General features: G+C 71.9%; 5 protein-coding genes. 3 read left to right on the plus strand and 2 right to left on the minus strand.

Annotated features, from left to right (window positions below):
* The first annotated feature begins 5 nt into the window (after positions 1-5).
* The 3 genes from ACZ7LU_RS06110 to ACZ7LU_RS06120 all read left to right on the plus strand — a co-directional run bounded on the left by ACZ7LU_RS06110 (position 6) and on the right by ACZ7LU_RS06120 (position 20295).
* Positions 6-12275, plus strand: a complete 12270-nt coding sequence (locus ACZ7LU_RS06110; protein WP_471915839.1) for an SDR family NAD(P)-dependent oxidoreductase — start codon at positions 6-8, stop codon at positions 12273-12275.
* A 77-nt stretch (positions 12276-12352) separates the two neighbouring features.
* Positions 12353-17383: a type I polyketide synthase gene (locus tag ACZ7LU_RS06115; RefSeq protein WP_471916490.1), complete on the plus strand. Its 5031-nt coding sequence runs from the start codon at positions 12353-12355 to the stop codon at positions 17381-17383.
* Positions 17380-20295 (plus strand): helix-turn-helix transcriptional regulator, encoded by a 2916-nt coding sequence (locus ACZ7LU_RS06120; RefSeq protein ID WP_471915840.1) that lies wholly within the window; start codon positions 17380-17382, stop codon positions 20293-20295. The genes ACZ7LU_RS06115 and ACZ7LU_RS06120 overlap by 4 nt, the downstream gene beginning before the upstream one ends.
* Positions 20296-20352: 57 nt before the next feature.
* On the opposite strand, the gene ACZ7LU_RS06125 is transcribed toward ACZ7LU_RS06120, so the two are convergent.
* Both ACZ7LU_RS06125 and ACZ7LU_RS06130 read right to left on the minus strand, forming a co-directional pair.
* Positions 20353-21870: an NAD(P)/FAD-dependent oxidoreductase gene (locus tag ACZ7LU_RS06125; protein ID WP_471915841.1), complete on the minus strand. Its 1518-nt coding sequence runs from the start codon at positions 21868-21870 to the stop codon at positions 20353-20355.
* Complete coding sequence (locus ACZ7LU_RS06130; RefSeq protein ID WP_468085829.1) at positions 21867-22289, minus strand: nuclear transport factor 2 family protein; 423 nt, start codon at positions 22287-22289, stop codon at positions 21867-21869. The genes ACZ7LU_RS06125 and ACZ7LU_RS06130 overlap by 4 nt, the downstream gene beginning before the upstream one ends.

Raw genomic sequence — 22289 nt, forward strand, 5'->3', positions numbered from 1 at the left:
CTCTCATGGCGAGTGAAGAGGAACTGGTCGACTACCTCAAGCGGGTCGCCGCCGAACTGCACGACACCCGGCAGCGTCTGCGCGAGGTCGAGGACCGGCGGCAGGAGCCGGTGGCCGTCGTCGGAATGGCCTGCCGTTTCCCCGGCGGCATCGAGACGCCCGAGGGACTGTGGGAGCTGGTCGCGGCCGGCGACGACGCCATCGAGCCCTTCCCCACCGACCGGGGCTGGGACCTGGAAGGCATCTACCACCCGGACCCCGACCACCCGGGTACCTGCTACGTCCGGGAGGGCGGGTTCCTCGCCGCTCCCGACCGGTTCGACTCCGACTTCTTCGGCTTCAGCCCGCGCGAAGCTCTGGCCAGCAGCCCGCAACTGCGACTGCTCCTGGAGACGTCCTGGGAGGCCCTCGAACGAGCGGGCATCAACCCCGCCTCGCTCAAGGGCAGCCCCACCGGCGTCTACGTCGGCGCCGCGACCACCGGCAACCAGACCCAGGGTGACCCCGGCGGCAAGGCGACCGAGGGCTACGCGGGCACCGCGCCCAGCGTCCTCTCGGGCCGCCTCTCCTTCACGCTCGGCCTGGAGGGCCCGGCGGTGACCGTCGAGACAGCGTGCTCCTCCTCGCTGGTTGCGATGCACCTGGCGGCCAACGCCCTGCGCCAGGGCGAGTGCGACCTCGCCCTCGCGGGCGGCGTCACCGTCATGTCCACCCCCGAGGTGTTCACGGGCTTCTCGCGTCAGCGGGGTCTGGCCCCCGACGGCCGCTGCAAGCCGTTCGCCGCCGCGGCCGACGGCACTGGCTGGGGCGAGGGCGCGGGCCTGATCCTCCTGGAGCGCCTCTCCGACGCCCGCAGGAAGGGCCACAAGGTCCTCGCGGTGATCCGGGGTTCGGCGATCAACCAGGACGGCGCGAGCAACGGCTTCACCGCGCCCAACGGCCCCTCGCAGCGCCGCGTCATCCGCCAGGCACTCTCCAGCGCCCACCTCTCCACGTCGGAGATCGACGTCGTCGAGGCGCACGGCACCGGCACCAGGCTCGGCGACCCCATCGAGGCCGAGGCGCTCATCGCCACCTACGGCAAGGAGCGCGAGGACGACCGTCCCCTGTGGCTCGGCTCGGTCAAGTCCAACATCGGCCACACGCAGGCCGCCGCGGGCGTCGCCGGAGTCATCAAGATGGTGATGGCGCTGCAGCGCGAACTGCTCCCCGCGACCCTGAACGTCGATGAGCCGACCCCGCACGTCCAGTGGGAGGGCGGCGGCGTACGCCTCCTGACCGAACCGGTCCCGTGGACGCGCGGCGAACGCCCGCGCCGCGCCGGAATCTCCTCCTTCGGCATCTCGGGCACCAACGCGCACGTGGTCCTGGAGGAGGCACCGCCGGAGGAGGACGTGCCGGCCCCCGTGGCTGCGGAGCCGGACGGGGTGGTGCCGTGGGTGGTCTCCGCGCGGACCGAGGAGGCGTTGAGCGAACAGGCGCGGCGCCTGGGCGAGTTCGTGGCCGACACAGATCCGTCGACCGCTGACGTCGGGTGGTCACTGACCACGAGCAGGGCGATCCTTGAACACCGCGCTGTGGTGGTGGGGCGTGATCGGGATGCGCTGACGACCGGCCTGGCGGCGTTGGCCGCGGGTGAGGAGTCGGCGGATGTAGTGGCCGGGGTGGCCGGTGATGTGGGTCCTGGGCCGGTGTTGGTGTTTCCGGGGCAGGGGTCGCAGTGGGTGGGCATGGGTGCCCAGCTCCTTGACGAGTCGCCGGTGTTCGCGGCGCGGATCGCGGAGTGTGAGCGGGCGCTGTCGGCGCATGTGGACTGGTCGCTGAGTGATGTCCTGCGCGGGGACGGGAGTGAACTGTCCCGGGTCGAGGTCGTGCAGCCCGTGCTGTGGGCGGTGATGGTCTCGCTGGCCGCCGTCTGGGCGGATTACGGGGTCACTCCGGCCGCTGTGGTGGGGCATTCGCAGGGTGAGATGGCTGCTGCGTGTGTCGCGGGGGCACTGTCTTTGGAGGATGCGGCGCGGATCGTAGCCGTACGTAGTGACGCGCTTCGTCAGCTGCAAGGGCACGGCGACATGGCGTCGTTGGGCACCAGCTCGGAGCAGGCGGCTGAGCTCATCGGTGATCGGCCCGGCGTATGCATCGCAGCGGTCAACGGGCCGTCCTCGACAGTGATTTCAGGGCCGCCGGAGCATGTGGCAGCCGTGGTCGCGGATGCGGAGGCACGTGGTCTGCGCGCCCGGGTCATCGACGTCGGGTACGCCTCTCACGGTCCCCAGATCGACCAGCTCCGTGATCTCCTCACCGACCGGCTCGCCGATATCCAGCCGACCGCCACCGACGTGGCGTTCTACTCGACGGTCACCGCCGAGCGCCTCACGGACACCACGGCCCTCGACACGGATTACTGGGTCACCAACCTCCGCCAGCCCGTCCGTTTCGCCGACACCATCGAAGCCCTTCTCGCGGACGGCTACCGCCTCTTCATCGAGGCCAGCGCCCACCCCGTGCTGGGCCTGGGCATGGAGGAGACCATCGAGCAGGCGGACATCCCTGCCACGGTCGTGCCCACCCTGCGCCGCGACCACGGTGACACCACCCAGCTCACCCGAGCCGCCGCCCACGCCTTCACCGCCGGCGCCGACGTCGACTGGCGACGCTGGTTCCCGGCCGACCCCACCCCCCGCACCATCGACCTGCCCACCTACGCCTTCCAGCGCCGCAGCTACTGGCTGCCGGTGGACGGTGTCGGAGATGTGCGGTCGGCCGGACTGCGGCGGGTGGAACACTCGCTCTTGCCCGCGGCGCTCGGTCTCGCCGATGGTGCGCTCGTGCTGACCGGACGGCTCGCGGCGTCCGGTGGTGGTGGCGGTTGGCTCGCGGATCACGCGGTGGCGGGCACGACGCTCGTCCCCGGTGCCACGCTGGTCGAGTGGGCGTTGCGGGCCGCCGACGAGGCGGGTTGCCCCTCCCTTGAGGAGCTGACGCTCCAGGCACCTCTGGTGCTGCCCGGCTCCGGGGGCCTCCAGGTCCAAGTGGTCGTGGGTCCGGCCGACGGACAGGGCGGCCGGCGTGAGGTGCGCGTCTTCTCGCGTGTCGACTCGGACGACGAGGCCGCGGGGCAGGACGAGGGGTGGTCGTGTCACGCGACCGGTGTGCTGAGCCCCGAGCCCGGTGCGGTACCGGACGGGCTGAGCGGACAGTGGCCGCCGACGGGCGCCGAGCCGCTGGAGATCAGTGATCTCTACGAGCAGGCGGCATCGGCGGGATACGAGTACGGGCCGTCGTTCCGGGGCCTGCGCTCCGTGTGGCGGCACGGGCAGGATCTGCTGGCAGAGGTGGAGCTGCCCGAACAGGCGGGTGCGCACGACGACTTCGGCATCCACCCCGTACTGCTGGACGCCGCGCTGCACCCGGCGCTGCTGCTCGACCAGAACGCGCCCGGCGAAGAGCAAGAGCCAGCCCAGCCCACCCTTCGCCTGCCGTTCGTGTGGAACGGCGTCTCCCTGTGGGCCACCGGCGCCGCGACCGTGAGGGTACGGCTGACCCCGCACGGGGGAGGGGAGACGGACGACAGCGCCGGGCTGCGCGTGACGGTCGCCGACGCCACCGGAGCGCCGGTGCTGAGCGTGGACTCCCTCGCGCTGCGCCCCGCCGACCCCGAACTGCTGCGCACGGCCGGTCGGGCGGGCAGCGGCACCAACGGTTTGTTCACGGTGGAGTGGACCGCTCTGCCCCCGGCGGACGTGGCGGAGCACGCCGCAGACGACGGCTGGGCGGTGCTCGGTCAGGACGTACCCGGCTGGGCCGGAGCAGACATGCCCCGGCATCCCGACATGGCATCCCTGTCGGCCGCGCTGGACGAGGGAATGCAGGCCCCCGCGACCGTCTTCGTGGAGACCACAACCACACCGCACGCCACACCGAACACCACAGCGGACGCGACGCTCGACGCGTCCGGCCGGGCGGTTGCCGAGCGCACCCTGCACCTGCTGCGGGACTGGCTCGCCGAACCCCGCCTCGCCGAGACCCGGCTCGTCCTCATCACCCACCACGCGGTGACGACCCCGGCGGACGACGACGTGAACGCCGCACCCCTCGACGTCCCGGCCGCCGCCCTGTGGGGACTGATCCGCAGCGCACAGGCCGAACACCCGGACCGCTTCGTTCTGTTGGACACCGACGCGAAGGCCAACGCCGACCCCGGCCCCAACACCGACACCAGTACTGACCACAGCACCGCATCGGATACGGACCGAACTGTCATCGCGCGGGCCCTCGCCGCCGGGGAGCCACAACTGGCCGTGCGCGCGGGAGAACTGCTGGCTCCCCGCCTCGCCCGAGCCGCCACCCCCGCACCCGAGACACAGTCCGACACCGGATCTGGACCCGGCGCGACCCTGGACCCCGACGGCACCGTCCTCATCGCGGGCGGCACCGGCATGATGGGTGGTCTCGTCGCCGAACACCTGGTCCGCGCCTGGTCAGTGCGGCACCTGCTGCTCGTCAGCCGGCAAGGGCCCGACGCGCCGGGCGCCCGCGACCTCGCCGACCGGCTGACCGGCCTGGGTGCGACGGTACGGATCGTCGCGGCCGACCTGACGGACGGGCGGGCCACCGCGGACCTCGTCGCGTCGGTCGACCCGGCGCACCCCCTCACCGGTGTGATCCACGCGGCCGGCGTCCTGGACGACGCCGTGGTCACCGCGCAGACCTCCGACCAGCTGGCCAGGGTGTGGGCGGCCAAGGCATCCGTCGCCGCCAACCTGGACGCGGCCACGTCGGAGCTGCCGCTCGGCTTGTTCCTGATGTTCTCGTCCGCCGCCGGTGTCCTCGGCAACGCGGGCCAGGCCGGTTACGCGGCCGCCAACGCCTTCGTCGACGCCCTGGTCGGCCGCCGTCGCGCCACCGGCCTGCCCGGCCTGTCGATCGCCTGGGGCCTGTGGGCGCGCGGCAGCGCCATGACCCGGCACCTGGACGACGCCGACCTCGCGCGGCTGCGCGCCGGCGGGGTCAAGCCCCTGCTGGACGAGCAGGGCCTCGCCCTCCTCGACGCGGCGCGCGCCACCGCCGCGCACACCTCGCTGGTGGTCGCGGTCGGTATCGACGTACGCGGACTGAACAGGGACGACGTACCCGCGATCCTCCGCGACCTGGCGGGCCGGACCCGCCGCAGGGCGGCCACCGACTCCACCGTCGACCAGGCCGCGCTGGAGCGGCGCCTCACCGGCCTGGACGAGGCCGAGCGCCGGGCTGTCGTCACCGACGTCGTACGCGAATGCGTCGCGGCCGTGCTCGGCCACCGGTCGGCGGCCGACGTACGCACCGAGGCCAACTTCAAGGACCTCGGCTTCGACTCGCTCACTGCGGTGCAGCTGCGCAACCGCCTCTCGGCGGCGAGCGGCCTCCGCCTGCCCGCCACCCTGGCCTTCGACCACCCCACCCCCCAGGCGCTGGCGGCGTACCTCGGCACGCGCCTGAGCGGCCGGACCACCACCCCCGCCACGCCCATCGCACCCGTGGCGCCTTCCGCAGCCACGACGGACGACCCGGTGGCGATCGTCGCGATGGCCTGCAAGTACCCGGGCGGAGCGACCTCACCGGAAGGCCTCTGGGACCTGGTCGCGGCGGGCGTGGACACGGTCGGCGCCTTCCCGACGGGCCGCGGCTGGGACCTCGAACGGCTCTTCCACCCGGACCCGGACCACCCCGGCACGAGTTACGCCGACGAAGGGGCCTTCCTTCCTGACGCGGGTGATTTCGATGCGGCGTTCTTCGGGATCAATCCGCGGGAGGCGCTGGCGATGGATCCGCAGCAGCGGCTGTTGCTGGAGGCGTCGTGGGAGGTGTTGGAGCGTGCGGGTATCGATCCGACGACGCTCAAGGGCACCCCGACCGGCACGTACGTCGGCGTGATGTACCACGACTACGCGGCAGGCCTCGCCCAGGACGCCCAACTGGAGGGCTACTCCATGCTCGCCGGCTCCGGCAGCGTCGTCTCCGGCCGCGTCGCCTACACCCTGGGGCTTGAGGGTCCGGCGGTGACGGTCGACACCGCGTGCTCCTCGTCCCTGGTCTCCATCCACCTGGCCGCGCAAGCACTGCGACAGGGCGAGTGCACTCTCGCCCTGGCAGGCGGCGTGACCGTCATGGCCACGCCCGAGGTGTTCACCGGATTCTCGCGCCAGCGAGGCCTGGCCCCTGACGGCCGCTGCAAGCCGTTCGCGGCCGCCGCCGACGGCACCGGCTGGGGTGAGGGTGTTGGTGTGTTGCTCCTTGAGCGGTTGTCGGATGCGCGGCGTCATGGGCGTCGGGTGTTGGGTGTGGTGCGGGGTTCGGCGGTGAATCAGGACGGTGCGAGTAATGGGTTGACGGCGCCGAATGGTCCCTCGCAGGAGCGGGTGATTCGTCAGGCGTTGGCCAGTGGTGGGTTGTCGTCGGTGGATGTTGATGTGGTGGAGGGGCATGGGACGGGTACCACGTTGGGTGATCCGATCGAGGCGCAGGCTCTGCTGGCCACGTATGGGCAGGGGCGCCCAGCCGATCGCCCGTTGTGGTTGGGGTCGGTGAAGTCGAATATTGGTCATACGCAGGCGGCTGCGGGTGTTGCGGGTGTCATCAAGATGGTGATGGCGATGCGGCATGGTGTGGTGCCGGCGAGTTTGCATGTGGATGTGCCGTCGCCGCATGTGGAGTGGGATTCGGGTGCGGTGCGGTTGGCGGTTGAGTCGGTGCCGTGGCCGCAGGTGGGGGGTCGTCCGCGTCGGGCGGGTGTGTCGTCGTTCGGGGCTTCGGGGACGAATGCGCATGTGATCGTGGAGTCTGTTCCCGATGGGTTGGGGGAGGACTCGGCGTCCGTCTGTGGTGAGGCTCCCGAGACGGAGACTGACGGGTACTTGGTGCCGTGGGTGGTGTCGGCCCGTAGCCCACAGGCCCTGCGCGACCAGGCACTACGCCTGCGTGATGCGGTGGCGGCCGACTCAACGGTGTCGGTGCAGGATGTGGGCTGGTCGCTGCTGCGGTCGCGTGCGCTGTTCGAGCAGCGGGCGGTGGTGGTGGGGTGTGAGAGGGCTGAACTGGTGGCGGGGCTTGCTGCGTTGGCCGCTGGTGAGGAGCACCCGGCTGTGACGCGGTCTCGTGAGGACGGGGTTGCTGCGAGCGGTGATGTGGTGTGGCTGTTCAGCGGTCAGGGCAGTCAGTTGGTCGGTATGGGTGCTGGGTTGTATGGGCGGTTCCCGGTGTTTGCGGCTGCGTTTGATGAGGTGTGCGGCCTGTTGGAGGGGGAGCTGGGGGTTGGTTCGGGTGGGTTGCGGGAGGTGGTGTTCCGTGGCCCGCGGGAGCGGTTGGATCACACGGTGTGGGCGCAGGCGGGGTTGTTTGCGCTGCAGGTGGGGTTGGCCCGGTTGTGGGAGTCGGTCGGGGTGCGGCCGGATGTGGTGCTCGGGCATTCGATCGGTGAGATCGCGGCCGCGCACGTGGCGGGGGTCTTCGACCTGGCGGATGCGTGCCGGGTGGTGGGGGCGCGGGCCCGTTTGATGGGTGGGCTGCCTGAGGGTGGGTCGATGTGCGCGGTGCAGGCCACGCCCGCCGAGCTGGCCGCCGACGTGGACGGTTCGTCCGTGAGTGTGGCGGCGGTCAACACCCCTGACTCGACGGTGATTTCTGGTCCGTCAGGTGAGGTGGATCGCATTGCTGGGGCGTGGCGGGAGCGTGGGCGTAAGACGAAGGCGCTGAGCGTCAGTCATGCTTTCCATTCGGCGTTGATGGAGCCGATGCTCGCGGAGTTCACGGAAGCAATACGAGAGGTCAAGTTCACGCGACCGAAGGTGTCGTTGATCAGCAACGTCTCTGGTCTGGAGGCGGGTGAGGAGATCGCGTCCCCGGAGTACTGGGCACGCCATGTACGCCAGACAGTGCTCTTCCAGCCCGGCATCGCCCAAGTGGCTTCCACGGCAGGCGTGTTTGTCGAGCTCGGCCCCGGCCCCGTACTGACTACTGCCGCTCAGCACACCCTGGACGACGTAACCGATAGGCATGGTACCGATCCGGTACTGGTGTCCTCGCTGGCCGGTGAGCGTCCTGAGGAGTCGGCGTTTGTGGAGGCGATGGCTCGTCTGCATACCGCTGGTGTTGGTGTGGACTGGTCGGTGTTGTTCGCGGGTGATCGTGTGCCTGGGCTGGTGGAGTTGCCGACGTATGCGTTCCAGCGGGAGCGGTTCTGGTTGAGTGGCCGTTCTGGGGGTGGGGATGCGGCGACTTTGGGGTTGGTGGCGGCGGGGCATCCGTTGTTGGGTGCGGCGGTGGAGTTCGCGGACCGGGGTGGGTGTCTGCTGACCGGTCGGCTGTCGCGGTCTGGGGTGTCGTGGCTTGCTGATCATGTGGTGGCGGGTGCGGTTCTGGTGCCGGGTGCTGCGTTGGTGGAGTGGGCGTTGCGGGCCGGTGATGAGGTCGGTTGTGTGACGGTGGAGGAGTTGATGTTGCAGGCGCCTTTGGTGGTGCCTGAGGTGTCGGGTCTGCGGGTTCAGGTGGTGGTCGAGGAGGCGGGTGAGGACGGGCGGCGCGGTGTTCAGATCTACAGCCGTCCTGGCGCGGACCCTGTGGGCGGCGACGACTCGTGGATCTGCCACGCGACCGGCACCCTCACTCCCCAGCACACCGACGCTCCGAACGACGGACTGGCCGGGGCGTGGCCCGCGGCGGGCGCCGTGCCGGTGGACTTGGCAGGCTTCTACGAGCGCGTGGCTGACGCGGGCTATGCGTACGGTCCGGGGTTCCAGGGGCTGCGTGCCGTGTGGCGGCACGGCCAGGATCTGCTGGCCGAGGTCGAGCTCCCCGAAGCCGCGGGTGCCCATGACGGCTACGGCATTCACCCGGCCCTCCTCGACGCCACCCTCCACCCGGCCCTGCTCCTCGACTGGCCCGGGGAGGCGCAGGACGACGACGGGAAGGTCTGGCTGCCGTTCACCTGGAACCAGGTCTCCTTGCGGGCCGCGGGAGCCGCCACCGTACGCGTACGTCTCTCGCCCGGCGAGCACGACGAGGCGGAACGGGAAGTACAGGTACTGGTGGCCGACGCCACCGGGACCGATGTCCTGAGCGTGGGGTCGGTGACATTGCGTCCCGCCGACATCCGGCAACTGCGGGCCGTGCCGGGGCACGACGACGGTCTGTTCTCGGTGGACTGGACGCCACTGCCGCTGTCGCGGACGGATGTGCCGCAGACGGATGCCGACGGGGATGCCGACTGGGTTGTGCTCTCGGACGGTGTCGACAGCCTGGCTGATGTGGTGTCGGCGGCGGGTGGTGAAGCGCCGTGGGCAGTGGTCGCTCCCGTCGATGCGTCCGCGGGCGACGGCCTTGCCGGCTTTGACCGCCGTGAGGGTCTTGACGGTCGGCTGGTCGTGGAGCGGGCGCTGTCACTCGTACAGGAGTTCCTGGCCGCGCCGGAGCTGGCCGAGTCCCGGCTCCTCGTGGTGACGCGCGGCGCCGTGGCGACCGGCGGCGACGGCGACGGTGATGTGGACGCGTCCGCCGCAGCCGTTTGGGGCCTGGTCCGCAGTGCGCAGTCCGAGAACCCGGGCCGCTTCATCCTGCTCGACGTGGACGTCGACGTGGACGTGGACGTGGACGTGAACGGCGACGGCAATGGCAGCGACTTGGACCCGGACCTGAACGGCCGGCAACTGCCCCACGCCACCCTGCGTCACGCCACCGAGGAACTCGACGAACCCCAACTCGCCCTGCGCGACGGACAGCTGCTCGTCCCGCGGCTGGTCCGCGCCACCGGCGGCGGACTCGTCGCGGCGCCCACCGAGCGTGCCTGGCGCCTGGACAAGGGAAGCGCCGAAACGCTGGAGAGCGTGGCACCGGTCGCGTACCCCGAAGTCATGGAACCCCTGGGCCCCGGCCAGGTCCGCCTCGGCATCCACGCCGCGGGCATCAACTTCCGCGACGTCCTGGTCAGCCTCGGCATGGTGCCCGGCCAGGTCGGCCTGGGCGGCGAAGGCGCCGGTGTCGTGACGGAGACAGGCCCCGGCGTCACCCACCTGTCGGTCGGCGACCGCGTGATGGGCGTCCTCCACGGCTCCTTCGGCCCGACGGCCGTGGCGGACACACGCATGGTCGCCCCGGTTCCGCAGGGCTGGGACATGCGGCAGGCGGCCGCGATGCCCGTCGCGTATCTGACGGCTTGGTACGGGTTGGTGGAGCTGGCCGGTCTGAAGGCGGGCGAGCGCGTGCTGATCCACGCAGCCACGGGTGGTGTGGGAATGGCGGCGGTGCAGATCGCCCGTCACCTGGGCGCCGAGGTGTTCGCCACCGCCAGCGCCGCCAAGCACGCCGTACTGGAAGAGATGGGCATCGACGCCGCCCACCGCGCCTCCTCCCGGGACCTCGCCTTCGAGGACACCTTCCGGCAGGCCACCGACGGGCGCGGCATGGACGTCGTCCTCAACAGCCTGACCGGCGAGTTCATCGACGCCTCCCTGCGGTTGCTCGGCGACGGCGGCCGGTTCCTGGAAATGGGCAAGACCGATGTGCGCACGCCGGAGGAGGTGGCCGCGGAGTACCCGGGCGTCACCTACACCGTGTACGACCTCGTCACCGACGCGGGGCCGGATCGCATCGCGGTCATGATGGGTGAGCTGGGCGAGAGGTTCGCTTCGGGTGCCCTTGACCCTCTGCCGGTGCGTTCCTGGCCGCTGGACAAGGCGCGTGAGGCGTTCCGGTTCATGAGTCAGGCCAAGCACACCGGCAAACTCGTACTCGACGTGCCCGCGCCGCTCGACCCCGACGGGACCGTCCTGATCACCGGAGGCACGGGGGCGCTGGGGCAGGTCGTGGCCGAGCATCTGGTGCGGGAGTGGGGCGTACGGCACCTGCTGCTGGCCAGCCGCCGTGGACTGGACGCCCCCGGCAGCAGCGAACTCGCCGACAGGCTGTCGGACTTGGGCGCCGAGGTGACCGTCGCGGCGGCCGATGTCAGCGACCCGGCCTCGGTGGTGGAGCTGGTCGGCAAGACGGATCCCTCGCATCCGCTGACGGGTGTCGTGCACGCGGCGGGCGTGCTGGAGGACGGGATCGTGACCGCGCAGACGCCTGAGGGACTGGCGCGGGTGTGGGCGGCCAAAGCCGCTGCCGCGGCGAATCTCCATGAGGCGACCCAGGAGATGCGCCTTGGTCTGTTCGTGGTGTTCTCCTCGGCGGCCGCCACACTCGGCAGTCCGGGCCAGGCCAACTACGCCGCCGCGAACGCCTATTGCGACGCGCTGATGCAGCGCCGACGGGCCACGGGCCAGGCCGGCCTGTCGGTCGGCTGGGGCCTCTGGGAGGCACCGGACGCCAAGCCGAGTGTTGCCGCCGACGCCAAGGCGGGTGTTGCCGCCGACGCCAAACCGGATGTTGCCGCCGACGCCAAGACGGGAATTGCCGCCGACGGCACTTCCCAGGGCATGACCGGCACCCTGAGCGGCACCGACATGGCCCGCATGGCACGCATCGGCGTCAAGGCGATGACCAGCGCACACGGTCTCGCCCTGCTCGACGCCGCGCACCGCCACGGCCGCCCCCACCTCGTCGCCGTCGACCTCGACACCCGCGTCCTGGCGCACAAACCCGCCCCGGCCCTCCCCGCCCTCCTGCGCGCCTTCGCCGGAGACCAGGGAGGCGGCCGAGGCGGCGGTCGGGGCGGCGGCCCGGCACGACCGGCGGCCGCCACCGCCCGGCAGAACGTCGACTGGGCCGCGAAGCTGTCCGTGCTGACCGCCGAGGAACAGCACCGCACCCTCCTCGACCTGGTACGGACGCACGCGGCAGCCGTCCTCGGGCACGCGGGCACCGACGCCGTACGCGCCGACGCCGCCTTCCAGGATCTCGGCTTCGACTCCCTCACCGCGGTCGAACTGCGCAACCGCCTCTCCGCCTCCACCGGCCTGCGCCTGCCCGCCACGTTCATCTTCCGGCACCCGACCCCGTCGGCCATCGCCGACGAACTGCGCGCACAGCTGGCCCCCGCGGGGGCCGACCCGGCCGCGCCGCTCTTCGGTGAACTGGACAAGCTGGAGACGGTGATCGCGGGGCACGCGCACGACGAGAGCACCCGGACCCGCCTGGCGGCACGCCTGCAGAACCTGCTGTGGCGCCTGGACGACACTTCGGCCCGCTCGGACCACGCGGCCGGCGCGAGCGACGCCGACGGCGACGCCGTCGACAACCGAGACCTCGAGTCCGCCTCCGACGACGAGCTCTTTGAGCTGATCGACCGAGAACTGCCTTCTTGATCAGGAGTGGAGAAGACATGCCGGGTACGAACGACATGCCGGGTACCGAGGACAAGCTCCGCCACTACCTGAAGCGAGTGACCGCGGATCTCGGCCAGACCCGTCAGCGCCTGCGCGACGTGGAGGAGCGCCAGCGGGAACCGATCGCCATCGTCGCGATGGCCTGCCGCTACCCGGGCGGGGTGGCCTCCCCCGAGCAGCTGTGGGACCTGGTCGTCTCGCGCGGTGACGCCATCGAGGAGTTCCCCACCGACCGCGGCTGGGACGTGGCCGGCCTCTACCACCCCGACCCGGACCACCCCGGCACGACCTACGTACGAGAGGCCGGATTCCTGCGGGACGCCGCCCGCTTCGACGCCGACTTCTTCGGCATCAACCCGCGAGAGGCGCTCGCCGCCGACCCGCAGCAACGGGTGCTCCTCGAAGTGTCGTGGGAACTGTTCGAGCGGGCGGGCATCGACCCCGCCACGCTCAAGGACACCCTCACCGGCGTGTACGCGGGGGTGTCCAGCCAGGACCACATGTCCGGGAGCCGGGTCCCGCCGGAGGTCGAGGGCTACGCCACCACGGGAACCCTCTCCAGCGTCATCTCCGGCCGCATCGCCTACACCTTCGGCCTGGAGGGCCCGGCCGTGACGCTCGACACGGCGTGCTCGGCATCGCTGGTCGCGATCCACCTCGCCTGCCAGGCCCTGCGCCAGGGCGACTGCGGCCTGGCGGTGGCGGGAGGCGTGACCGTACTGTCCACGCCGACGGCGTTCGTGGAGTTCTCACGCCAGCGCGGACTCGCACCGGACGGCCGCTGCAAGCCGTTCGCCGAGGCCGCCGACGGCACCGGATTCTCCGAGGGCGTCGGCCTGATCCTCCTGGAACGCCTCTCCGACGCCCGCCGCAACGGACATCAAGTCCTCGGCGTCGTACGCGGATCGGCCGTCAACCAGGACGGCGCGAGCAACGGCCTGACCGCCCCGAACGACGTCGCCCAGGAACGCGTGATCCGCCAGGCCCTGACCAACGCCCGCGTCACCCCGGACGCCGTCGACGCCGTGGAGGCACACGGCACCGGCACCACGCTCGGCGACCCGATCGAAGGGAACGCACTCCTCGCGACGTACGGAAAGGACCGCCCCGCCGACCGGCCGCTGTGGCTCGGCTCCGTGAAGTCGAACATCGGCCACACGCAGGCCGCCGCGGGCGTCGCGGGCGTCATCAAGATGGTGATGGCGATGCGCCACGGCGAGCTGCCCGCCTCCCTGCACATCGACCGGCCCACGCCCCACGTGGACTGGGAGGGCGGGGGAGTGCGGCTGCTCACCGACCCCGTGCCGTGGCCACGGGCCGACCGCCCCCGCCGCGCGGGGGTCTCCTCCTTCGGCATCAGCGGCACGAACGCCCACCTGATCGTGGAACAGGCCCCCGCCCCCTCCGACACGGTCGACGACGCCCCGGAAGGCGCCGAGGCCCCCGGCGCCTCCGAGGGCCTCGTGGTGCCGTGGGTGGTGTCAGCGCGTAGTCCGCAGGCTCTGCGCGATCAGGCACTACGCCTGCGTGACTTTGCCAGTGACGCGTCGTTCCGCGCGCCGCTCGCCGACGTGGGCTGGTCTTTGCTGCGGTCGCGTGCGCTGTTCGAGCAGCGGGCGGTGGTGGCGGGGCGTGAGAGGGCTGAACTGCTGGCGGGGCTCGCTGCGTTGGCCGCCGGTGAGGAGCACCCGGCTGTGACGCGGTCTCGTGATGACGGGGTTGCTGCGAGCGGTGATGTGGTGTGGCTGTTCAGTGGTCAGGGCAGCCAGTTGGTCGGTATGGGTGCTGGTTTGTATGAGCGGTTCCTGGTGTTCGCGGCTGCGTTTGATGAGGTGTGCGGCCTGTTGGAGGGGCCGTTGGGCGTGGAGGCGGGTGGGTTGCGGGAGGTGGTGTTCCGTGGCCCGAGGGAGCGGTTGGATCACACGGTGTGGGCGCAGGCGGGGTTGTTTGCGCTGCAGGTGGGGTTGGCCCGGTTGTGGGAGTCGGTCGGGGTGCGGCCGGATGTGGTGCTCGGGCATTCGATCGGTGAGATTGCGGCCGCGCATGTGGCGGGGGTTTTCGATCTGGCGGATGCGTGTCGGGTGGTGGGGGCGCGGGCGCGTTTGATGGGTGGGTTGCCTGAGGGTGGGGCGATGTGCGCGGTGCAAGCCACGCCCGCCGAACTGGCCGCGGATGTGGATGGTTCGTCCGTGAGTGTGGCGGCGGTCAACACACCTGACTCGACGGTGATTTCGGGGCCGTCGGATGAGGTGGCTCGGATTGCTGGGGTGTGGCGGGAGCGTGGGCGTAAGACGAAGGCGCTGAGCGTGAGTCATGCTTTCCACTCGGCGTTGATGGAGCCGATGCTCGGCGAGTTCACCGAGGCGATACGAGAGGTCAAGTTCAGGCAGCCGTCGATCCCGCTCATGAGCAACGTCTCCGGAGAGCGGGCCGGCGAGGAGATCACATCCCCGGAGTACTGGGCGAGGCATGTACGCCAGACAGTGCTCTTCCAGCCCGGAGTCGCCCAAGTGGGCGCAGAGGCGCGCGCGTTCGTCGAACTCGGCCCCGGCCCCGTACTGGCCACCGCCGCCCAGCACACCGTGGACCACATCACCGATCCGGAAGCCCCCGAGCCGGTCGTCACCGCGTCCCTCCACCCTGACCGGCCGGACGACGTGGCCTTCGCGCACGCCATGGCCGCCCTCCACGTGGCCGGTATCGGCGTGGACTGGTCGGCGTACTTCCCAGACGACCCCGCCCCCCGCACCGTCGACCTGCCCACCTACGCCTTCCAAGGGCGGCGCTTCTGGCTGGCGGACATCGCGGCGCCCGAGGCCGTGTCCTCGGCGGACGGTGAGGAGGCCGGGTTCTGGGCCGCCGTCGAAGGTGCGGACTTCCAGGCGCTGTGCCACACCCTGCACCTCAAGGACGACGAGCACCGGGCGGCTCTGGAGACGGTGTTCCCGGCGCTGTCCGCGTGGCGGCGCGAGCGACGTGAGCGGTCGATCGTCGATGCCTGGCGGTACCGGGTCGACTGGCGGCGCGTCGAGCTGCCGACATCTGTTCCGGGCGCCGGCGCGGGTCCCGACGCCGACACGGGCCTCGGGGCGTGGCTGATCGTGGCTCCCACGCACGGGTCGGGTACTTGGCCGCAAGCCTGTGCCCGGGTGTTGGAGGAGGCGGGCGCGCCGGTACGTATCGTCGAGGCCGGCCCGGACGCCGACCGGGCGGACATGGCAGACCTGGTCCAGGCATGGCGGGCAAGCTGTGCGGACGACACCATCCAGCTCGGAGGAGTGCTCTCCCTGCTGGCTCTCGCCGAGGTACCGGCCACCAGTTCCGACACCACTTCCAATACCAATACCAGTTCCGGTAGCAGCTCTCTTGCGTCCCACGGCCTCACCGGCACCTTGACGCTGCTGCACGGTCTGCTGGACGCGGGCGTCGAAGCGCCTCTCTGGTGTGCCACGCGCGGTGCCGTGTCGTGCGGCGACGCCGATCCGCTCGTCTCCCCGTCGCAGGCCCCGATCTGGGGACTCGGACGCGTGGCCGCTCTGGAACACCCGGAGCTGTGGGGCGGCCTGGTCGACCTGCCCACCGACCCGGAGTCGCTCGACGCGAGCGCGTTGTATGCGGTTCTGCGCGGAGACGGTGGCGAGGATCAGGTCGCGCTGCGCCGGGGCGCGGTCCTCGGCCGTCGCCTGGTGCCCGACGCGACCCCGGACGTGACCCCCGACGTGTCCGGAGGTGCAGCCTCCACCGACGCGACCTCCGGGGAGTGGCAGCCGCATGGTGCCGTCCTCGTCACCGGAGGCGTCGGCCACCTGGCCGATCAAGTCGTACGGTGGCTCGCCGCGTCCGGCGCCGAACACGTCGTACTCCTGGACACGGGCCCCGCCGACACCCGTGGTCCCGGCCGGAACGACGACCTCGCCGCGGAAGCCGCCGAACACGGCACCGAGCTGACGGTCCTGCGGTCCCTGAGCGAGCTGACGGACATATCCGTACGTCCCATACGGACCGTCATCCACACATCGCTGCCCGGCGAGCTCGCGCCGCTGGCCGAGGTCACCCCCGACGCACTCGGCGCGGCCGTGTCCGCCGCCGCGCGGCTGAGCGAACTGCCCGGCATCGGGTCAGTGGATACCGTGCTGTTCTTCTCCTCCGTGACGGCTTCGCTCGGCAGCAGGGAGCACGGCGCGTACGCCGCCGCCAACGCCTACCTCGACGCGCTGGCGCAACGGGCCGGGGCCGATGCCGCGAGCCCCCGGACGGTCTCGGTGGGGTGGGGCATCTGGGATCTGCCGGACGACGGGGACGTGGCGCGTGGCGCCGCCGGGCTGTCCCGAAGGCAGGGACTGCCTCCGCTGGAACCGCAGTTGGCGCTCGGCGCCCTGCGCGCGGCGCTCGACGGCGGCAAGGGGCACACGCTGGTCGCCGACATCGAGTGGGAGCGGTTCGCACCGCTGTTCACGCTGGCCAGGCCCACCCGGCTGCTCGACGGGATCCCCGCGGCCCAGCGGGTCCTCGACGCCTCCTCGGAGAGCGCCGAGGCCTCGGAGAACGCCTCGGCCCTCCGCCGCGAACTGACGGCCCTGCCCGTGCGGGAGCGGACCGGGGCACTTCTCGACCTGGTCCGCAAACAGGTGGCCGCCGTCCTGCGCTACGAGCCGGGCCAGGACGTGGCGCCCGAGAAGGCCTTCAAGGACCTGGGCTTCGACTCCCTCGTGGTCGTGGAGCTGCGCAACCGGCTGCGCGCCGCCACCGGGCTCCGGCTGCCCGCCACCCTGGTCTACGACTACCCCACACCCCGCGCGCTCGCCGAACACCTGCTGGACAGGGTGCTGCCCGACGGAGGCGCGGCAGAGCTTCCCGTGGCCGCCCACCTGGACGACCTGGAGGCGGCCCTCACCGACCTGCCGGCCGACGACCCCCGCCGCAAGGGCCTGGTCCGGCGTCTACAGACGCTGCTGTGGAAGCAGCCCGACGCCATGGGGGCGGCGGGCCCCGCCGACGAGGAGGAGCAGGCCGCGCCCGAGGACCTGTCGACCGCGAGCGCCGACGACATGTTCGCCCTGATCGACCGGGAGTGGGGCACGCGGTGAGCGCGGTGGAGCGGGGTGTGGGGTCGGCGGGCCCTGTGGAACAGGGTGACGGACTCGCGGGCCTGGTCGAGCGGGCCGAGGCGCTGGCCGCTCTGCGGGGCGCCTTCGAAGACTCCCCGGGCACCGGCGGCAGTCTCGTCGTGCTCAGCGGCGCGGTGGGCACCGGCAAGACCGCGCTGCTACGGGCGTGGGCCGACCGCATCGGCGCCGACACCGACGCCCTCGTCCTGACCGCCACCGCCTGCCGCGCCGAGCGCGACCTGCCGCTGGGCGTCTTGGAACAGCTGGTACGCAGCCCCGGCCTGCCCCCGGCCAGCGCTGAGCGCGCGCTGGCGTGGTGGGACGAGGAGGCCTCGGCCACCCCCGGAAAGACGGACGCTAACGGGACGAACGCCAACGGGAGGGCGGGCGTGGGGCAGACGGGTGTGGGGCAGACGAGCGCGGGCGGAGAGCCCGTCCTGGCCGCCTCCGCCCTGCGAGGCCTGTGCGACGTGCTGCGGGACCTGCTCGCCGAGCGGCCCGTCATGGTCGCCGTCGACGACGTCCACCACGCCGACGCGGCGTCGCTCCAGTGCCTGCTCTCCGTGGTGCGTCGGCTGCGGTCGGCACGGCTCCATGTGCTGTTCACCGAGTACGCCCATCAGAAAGCGCAGAACGCCCTGCTGAGCAGCGAGTTCCTGCACGAGCCCGCCCTGCGGCGGATCCGCCTGGAACCGCTGTCGAAGGCGGGCGTGGAGGGCTTGCTGGCCCGGCACCTCGACGAGCGGACGGCACAAGACCTCACACCCGCCGTCCACGGCATGAGCGCGGGCCACCCGCTCCTCGTACGGGCGCTGGCCGAGGACCACCGTGCGGCGGGCGGCGCCGGGGAGGCGTACGGCCGTGCCGTCCTCAGTTTTCTGTACCGGCACGAGACTCCGGTCATCCAAGTCGCCTGTGCCATAGCCGCGTTGGGCGCGCACGCCGGACCCGGCCAGGTCGGGCGGCTGCTCGATGTCGACGCGGCGTCCGTCGAGCGGGCCGTGCGACAGCTGACCGTCGCGGAGGTGCTGCACGAGGGCCGCCTCTGCCACCCGGCGTTCGCGGCGGCGGTCCTGGACGGCATGCCGCCCGAGGAACGCCGCGCCCTGCACGGACGGGTCGCCGACCTCCTGCACGAGGAGGGGGCACCGGCCACCGAAGTGGCCGCCCACCTCGTCGCCGCCGACCGGTCCGACGCCCCGTGGGCGGTACCCGTCTTCCAGGAAGCGGCCCAACTCGCCCTGGACAAGGACCGGGTGGAGACCGGCGTCGAATATCTGCGCGCGGCCCACCAGCGGTGCCGGGACGCCGCGCAGCGCGCCGCGGTCGTCGGCGCGCTCGCCGACGCCGAGTGGCGGCTCGACCCAGCAAAGGTCCTGCGCCACCTGCCCGACCCCGCAGCCGTGGCCCCACACACGAACCCCGCAGCCGTAACCCCACAAACGGACCCCTCACCCACAGCGGCACCCACAGCCACCCCCACCCCCACCCTCATCCCGACCACCCCGCCCCTCCCCACCCACCTGCTCTGGCACGGGCGGGTCGAGGAAGGCCTGGATGCCATCGGCACGCTCACCGGGCCCGGGCCCAACCCGGCGGGTGCGCCGCCGATGAACCCCGCGGACCTGGACACCCCATGGCTGTGGGGCGCCTACCTCTACCCCGGGCACGTCAAGGAGCGCCTGGGCTCCGGCGCCCTGTCCCCGCAGCGCTCGACCCCGCCGGCGGTCACGCCGGAGCTCCAAGGCGCGGGCACGCTGATGAACGACCTGCTGCACGGCGGCGAACGCGACGCCACCGAGGCCGCCGAGCGCGCCCTGAACCGCTACCGGCTCGGCCCCCGCACCATCGCGGTCCAGACGGCCGCGCTGGCCGCCCTCACCTACCGCGACCGGCCGCACCGCGCGGCCGCCTGGTGCGACGGCCTCGTCGCCCAGGCCGACGAGCGCAACAGCCCCACCTGGCGGGCCCTGTTCACCGCGTGGCGTGCCCTGCTCCACCTGCGGCAGGGTGACCCGGCCGCGGCGGAACAGCGCGCCGAAACCGCCCTCGCCCTGCTCGGACCGAAGGGCTGGGGCGCCGCGATCGGCCTGCCGCTGGCAGCCGCCGTACAGGCCAAGGCGGCCCTCGGCGATGTCGACGGGGCGGCGGCCCTCCTGGAACGGCCCGTGCCGCAGGCGGTCTTCCAGACCCGCACCGGACTGCACTACCTGGTGGCCCGGGGCCGCTATCACCTCGCCACCGGCTGCCACTACGCCGCACTGTGCGACTTCTACGCCTGCGGGACCCGCATGAGCAGCTGGGGAGTGGACCTGCCCGCGCTGGAGCCGTGGCGCCTCGGCGCGGCGGAAGCGTACCTGGCCCTCGGCGAAACGCTCCTGGCACGCCAACTCGTCGACGGCCAGCTGTCGTTGCCCACGCCCGCCGACGGCCGCACCTGGGGCATGACGCTGCGCCTGCGGGCGGCCACGTCCCCCGCGCCGGCCCGGGCCGAACTCCTCGACGAGGCCGTGGCGGTGCTCCGGGAGAGCGGCGACACCTTCGAGCTTGCGCGGGCGGTCGCCGACCAGGCTGTTGCCGTACGCGAAGGGGGCGAGGCGGAACGCGCCCGGCTGCTGGCCCGCAAGGCGGAGCTGCTGGCCCGGCGCTGGGGCAGCGCGCCCGCGCCCGCCACCGTCCTCGAACCGCCGGAGCGGCCAGGACCGGCCACTCCGGACGCCGAACTGACCAGTGCGGAGCGGAGGGTGGCCGAGCTGGCCGCCGAAGGGTTCACCAACCGGGAGATCTCCCGGAAGCTGTGCGTCACGGTCAGCACCGTGGAACAGCACCTGACCCGGATCTACCGGAAGCTCGACGTCAGGCGACTGGACCTCCAGGCAGCCCTCGGCTGACCTTCAGGCGGCCCTCGGCTGACCGCAGGCCATGCGCCTACGGTCAGCCTTCCTGAGTCAGGACCGTACAGCCGCCGTAGCTGTAGGCGCGGGCGTAGGCGTGGGCGATATCGTCGCCGCGTCCAGACCCACCACGGCCAGCTCCTCCGGGAGGAACGGGGGAGCGGTCAGCTCCGGGAGGCGTTCGTCGGCGCGCATCGCCATCAGGAAACGGTTGGAGCCCAGTTCGGCCTGCGGTGCGTTGAGGCTCATCACGTCCGTGACGATCTCGGACGCCTTCGGGGAACGGATCGACGCCGCGGTGATGGCCTCGGCGAACCGCAGGCGCTGCTCGGTGTCCACACCGATGAGCCGCGGATCCGTCGCCGAGACCCGGCAGTTGACGTAGTCGATGTCCTTGGTCGCGGCGAGGATCCACGGGTCGTCCACGGCCGCGCCGATCGCCTTCTGCAGGGCGCGGGTGCCGGCGCGGGCGGACCCCGTACCCTCCTGCACGCTCCGCTCGAACTCGCGGTCGATCGTGGTGGCGCAGCGCGCGGCCGAGCTCATGCCGTGGCCGTAGATCGGGTTGAACGCGGTCAGCGAGTCGCCGATGACGAGGAGACCGTCGGGCCACTGTTCGAGGCGCTCCGGATAGAGGCGGCGGTTGGCGCCGGAGCGGGAACCGAAGACGGGGGTGAGCGGTTCGGCGTCCCGGAGCAGGTCGGCGAGGATCGGATGGTTTAGGTTCTCGGCGAAGGGAAGGAACTCGTCCTCGTGTGTGGGCAGTTGTGCGCCCCGCGTGCAGGAGAGCGTCGCGAGCCAGCGGCCGCCCTCGATGGGGTAGACCACGCCGAAGCGGCCGGGTTCGCGCACCCGGTCGTCGGCGGCGATGTTCACGGCGGGGAAGTGTGTCGTCGCGCCCGGTGGGGCCTTGAAGAGCCGGGTGGCGTAGGCGACGCCGGCGTCCACGACGTCTTCCTCCAGTGCCGGCACGCCGAGCACGGCGAGCCACTGCTTGAGGCGGGAGCCGCGCCCGGTGGCGTCGATCACCAGGTCGGCCTCCAGCTGCTCCTGCCGACCGCTGTCGAGGTCGCGGACGACGACACCGGTGACCCGGCCGCCGCTGCCACGGTCACCGCTTTCGCCGTCCCCACCACTTCCCGTCAGCTCGACGGCCTCGGTGCGCTGCCGAACGGTGATGTTGTCCGCCGCCAAGGCCTGCTGACGTACCGTCAGGTCCAGTAGTGGGCGGCTGGCGACCAGGGCGAACTGGGTGGCGGGGAAGCGGTGCTGCCACCCCTGTCCGGTCAGCGTCACCAGGTCCTCGGGGAAGCCGAGGCGGCGGGCGCCGGCCGCGAGCAGGCGGTCGGTGGTGCCGGGCAGCATCTCCTCGATGAGGCGGGCGCCATTGGACCACAGGAGGTGCGCGTGGCGGGCCTGCGGGACCCCCTTGCGGTGCTGGGGCTCCTCGGGCAGCGCGTCACGTTCCACGACGGTGACGGCGTCGACGTGCCGGGCCAGGACGTGGGCCGCCAGGGTGCCTGCCATGCTGGCACCCAGGACGACGGCGTGTGCGGGGCGGGTGGTGGTCACGCGCGTATCCCTTCGGGGTGGGTGGTGTCGGCGGGCCCGGCCGGATCGTCCATGGTCACGTCCGTGACGCCCCAGAACGCCTGGACCCGGCGGCCGAGCCCGTTCTCGTCGAGCTCGACGATGCCGACGATGCGGAAGGTCATCGGCCGCGGCCGCTGCACGGTGACCGTGGTCGGCGTCACCACGAAACGGTCGTCCATCGACGTCATCGGCGGGTCCGGCACCTCGTGCGTACCGCAGGAGACGGCCAGTTCGAGATGGCGGCGGAGATCGTCCTTGCCCACCATCGGGGGCCGCCCCACGGGGTCCTCGAAGACGATGTCGTCCGTGAACAGGTCGAGGACGCCTTCGATGTCACCGGCGTTGATGCGCTCGGCGTAGTCGACGGCCATCTGCTTGCGCGCGGCCTCGTCGGGCAT

This window comes from Streptomyces sp. NPDC039462 (assembly GCF_055639375.1).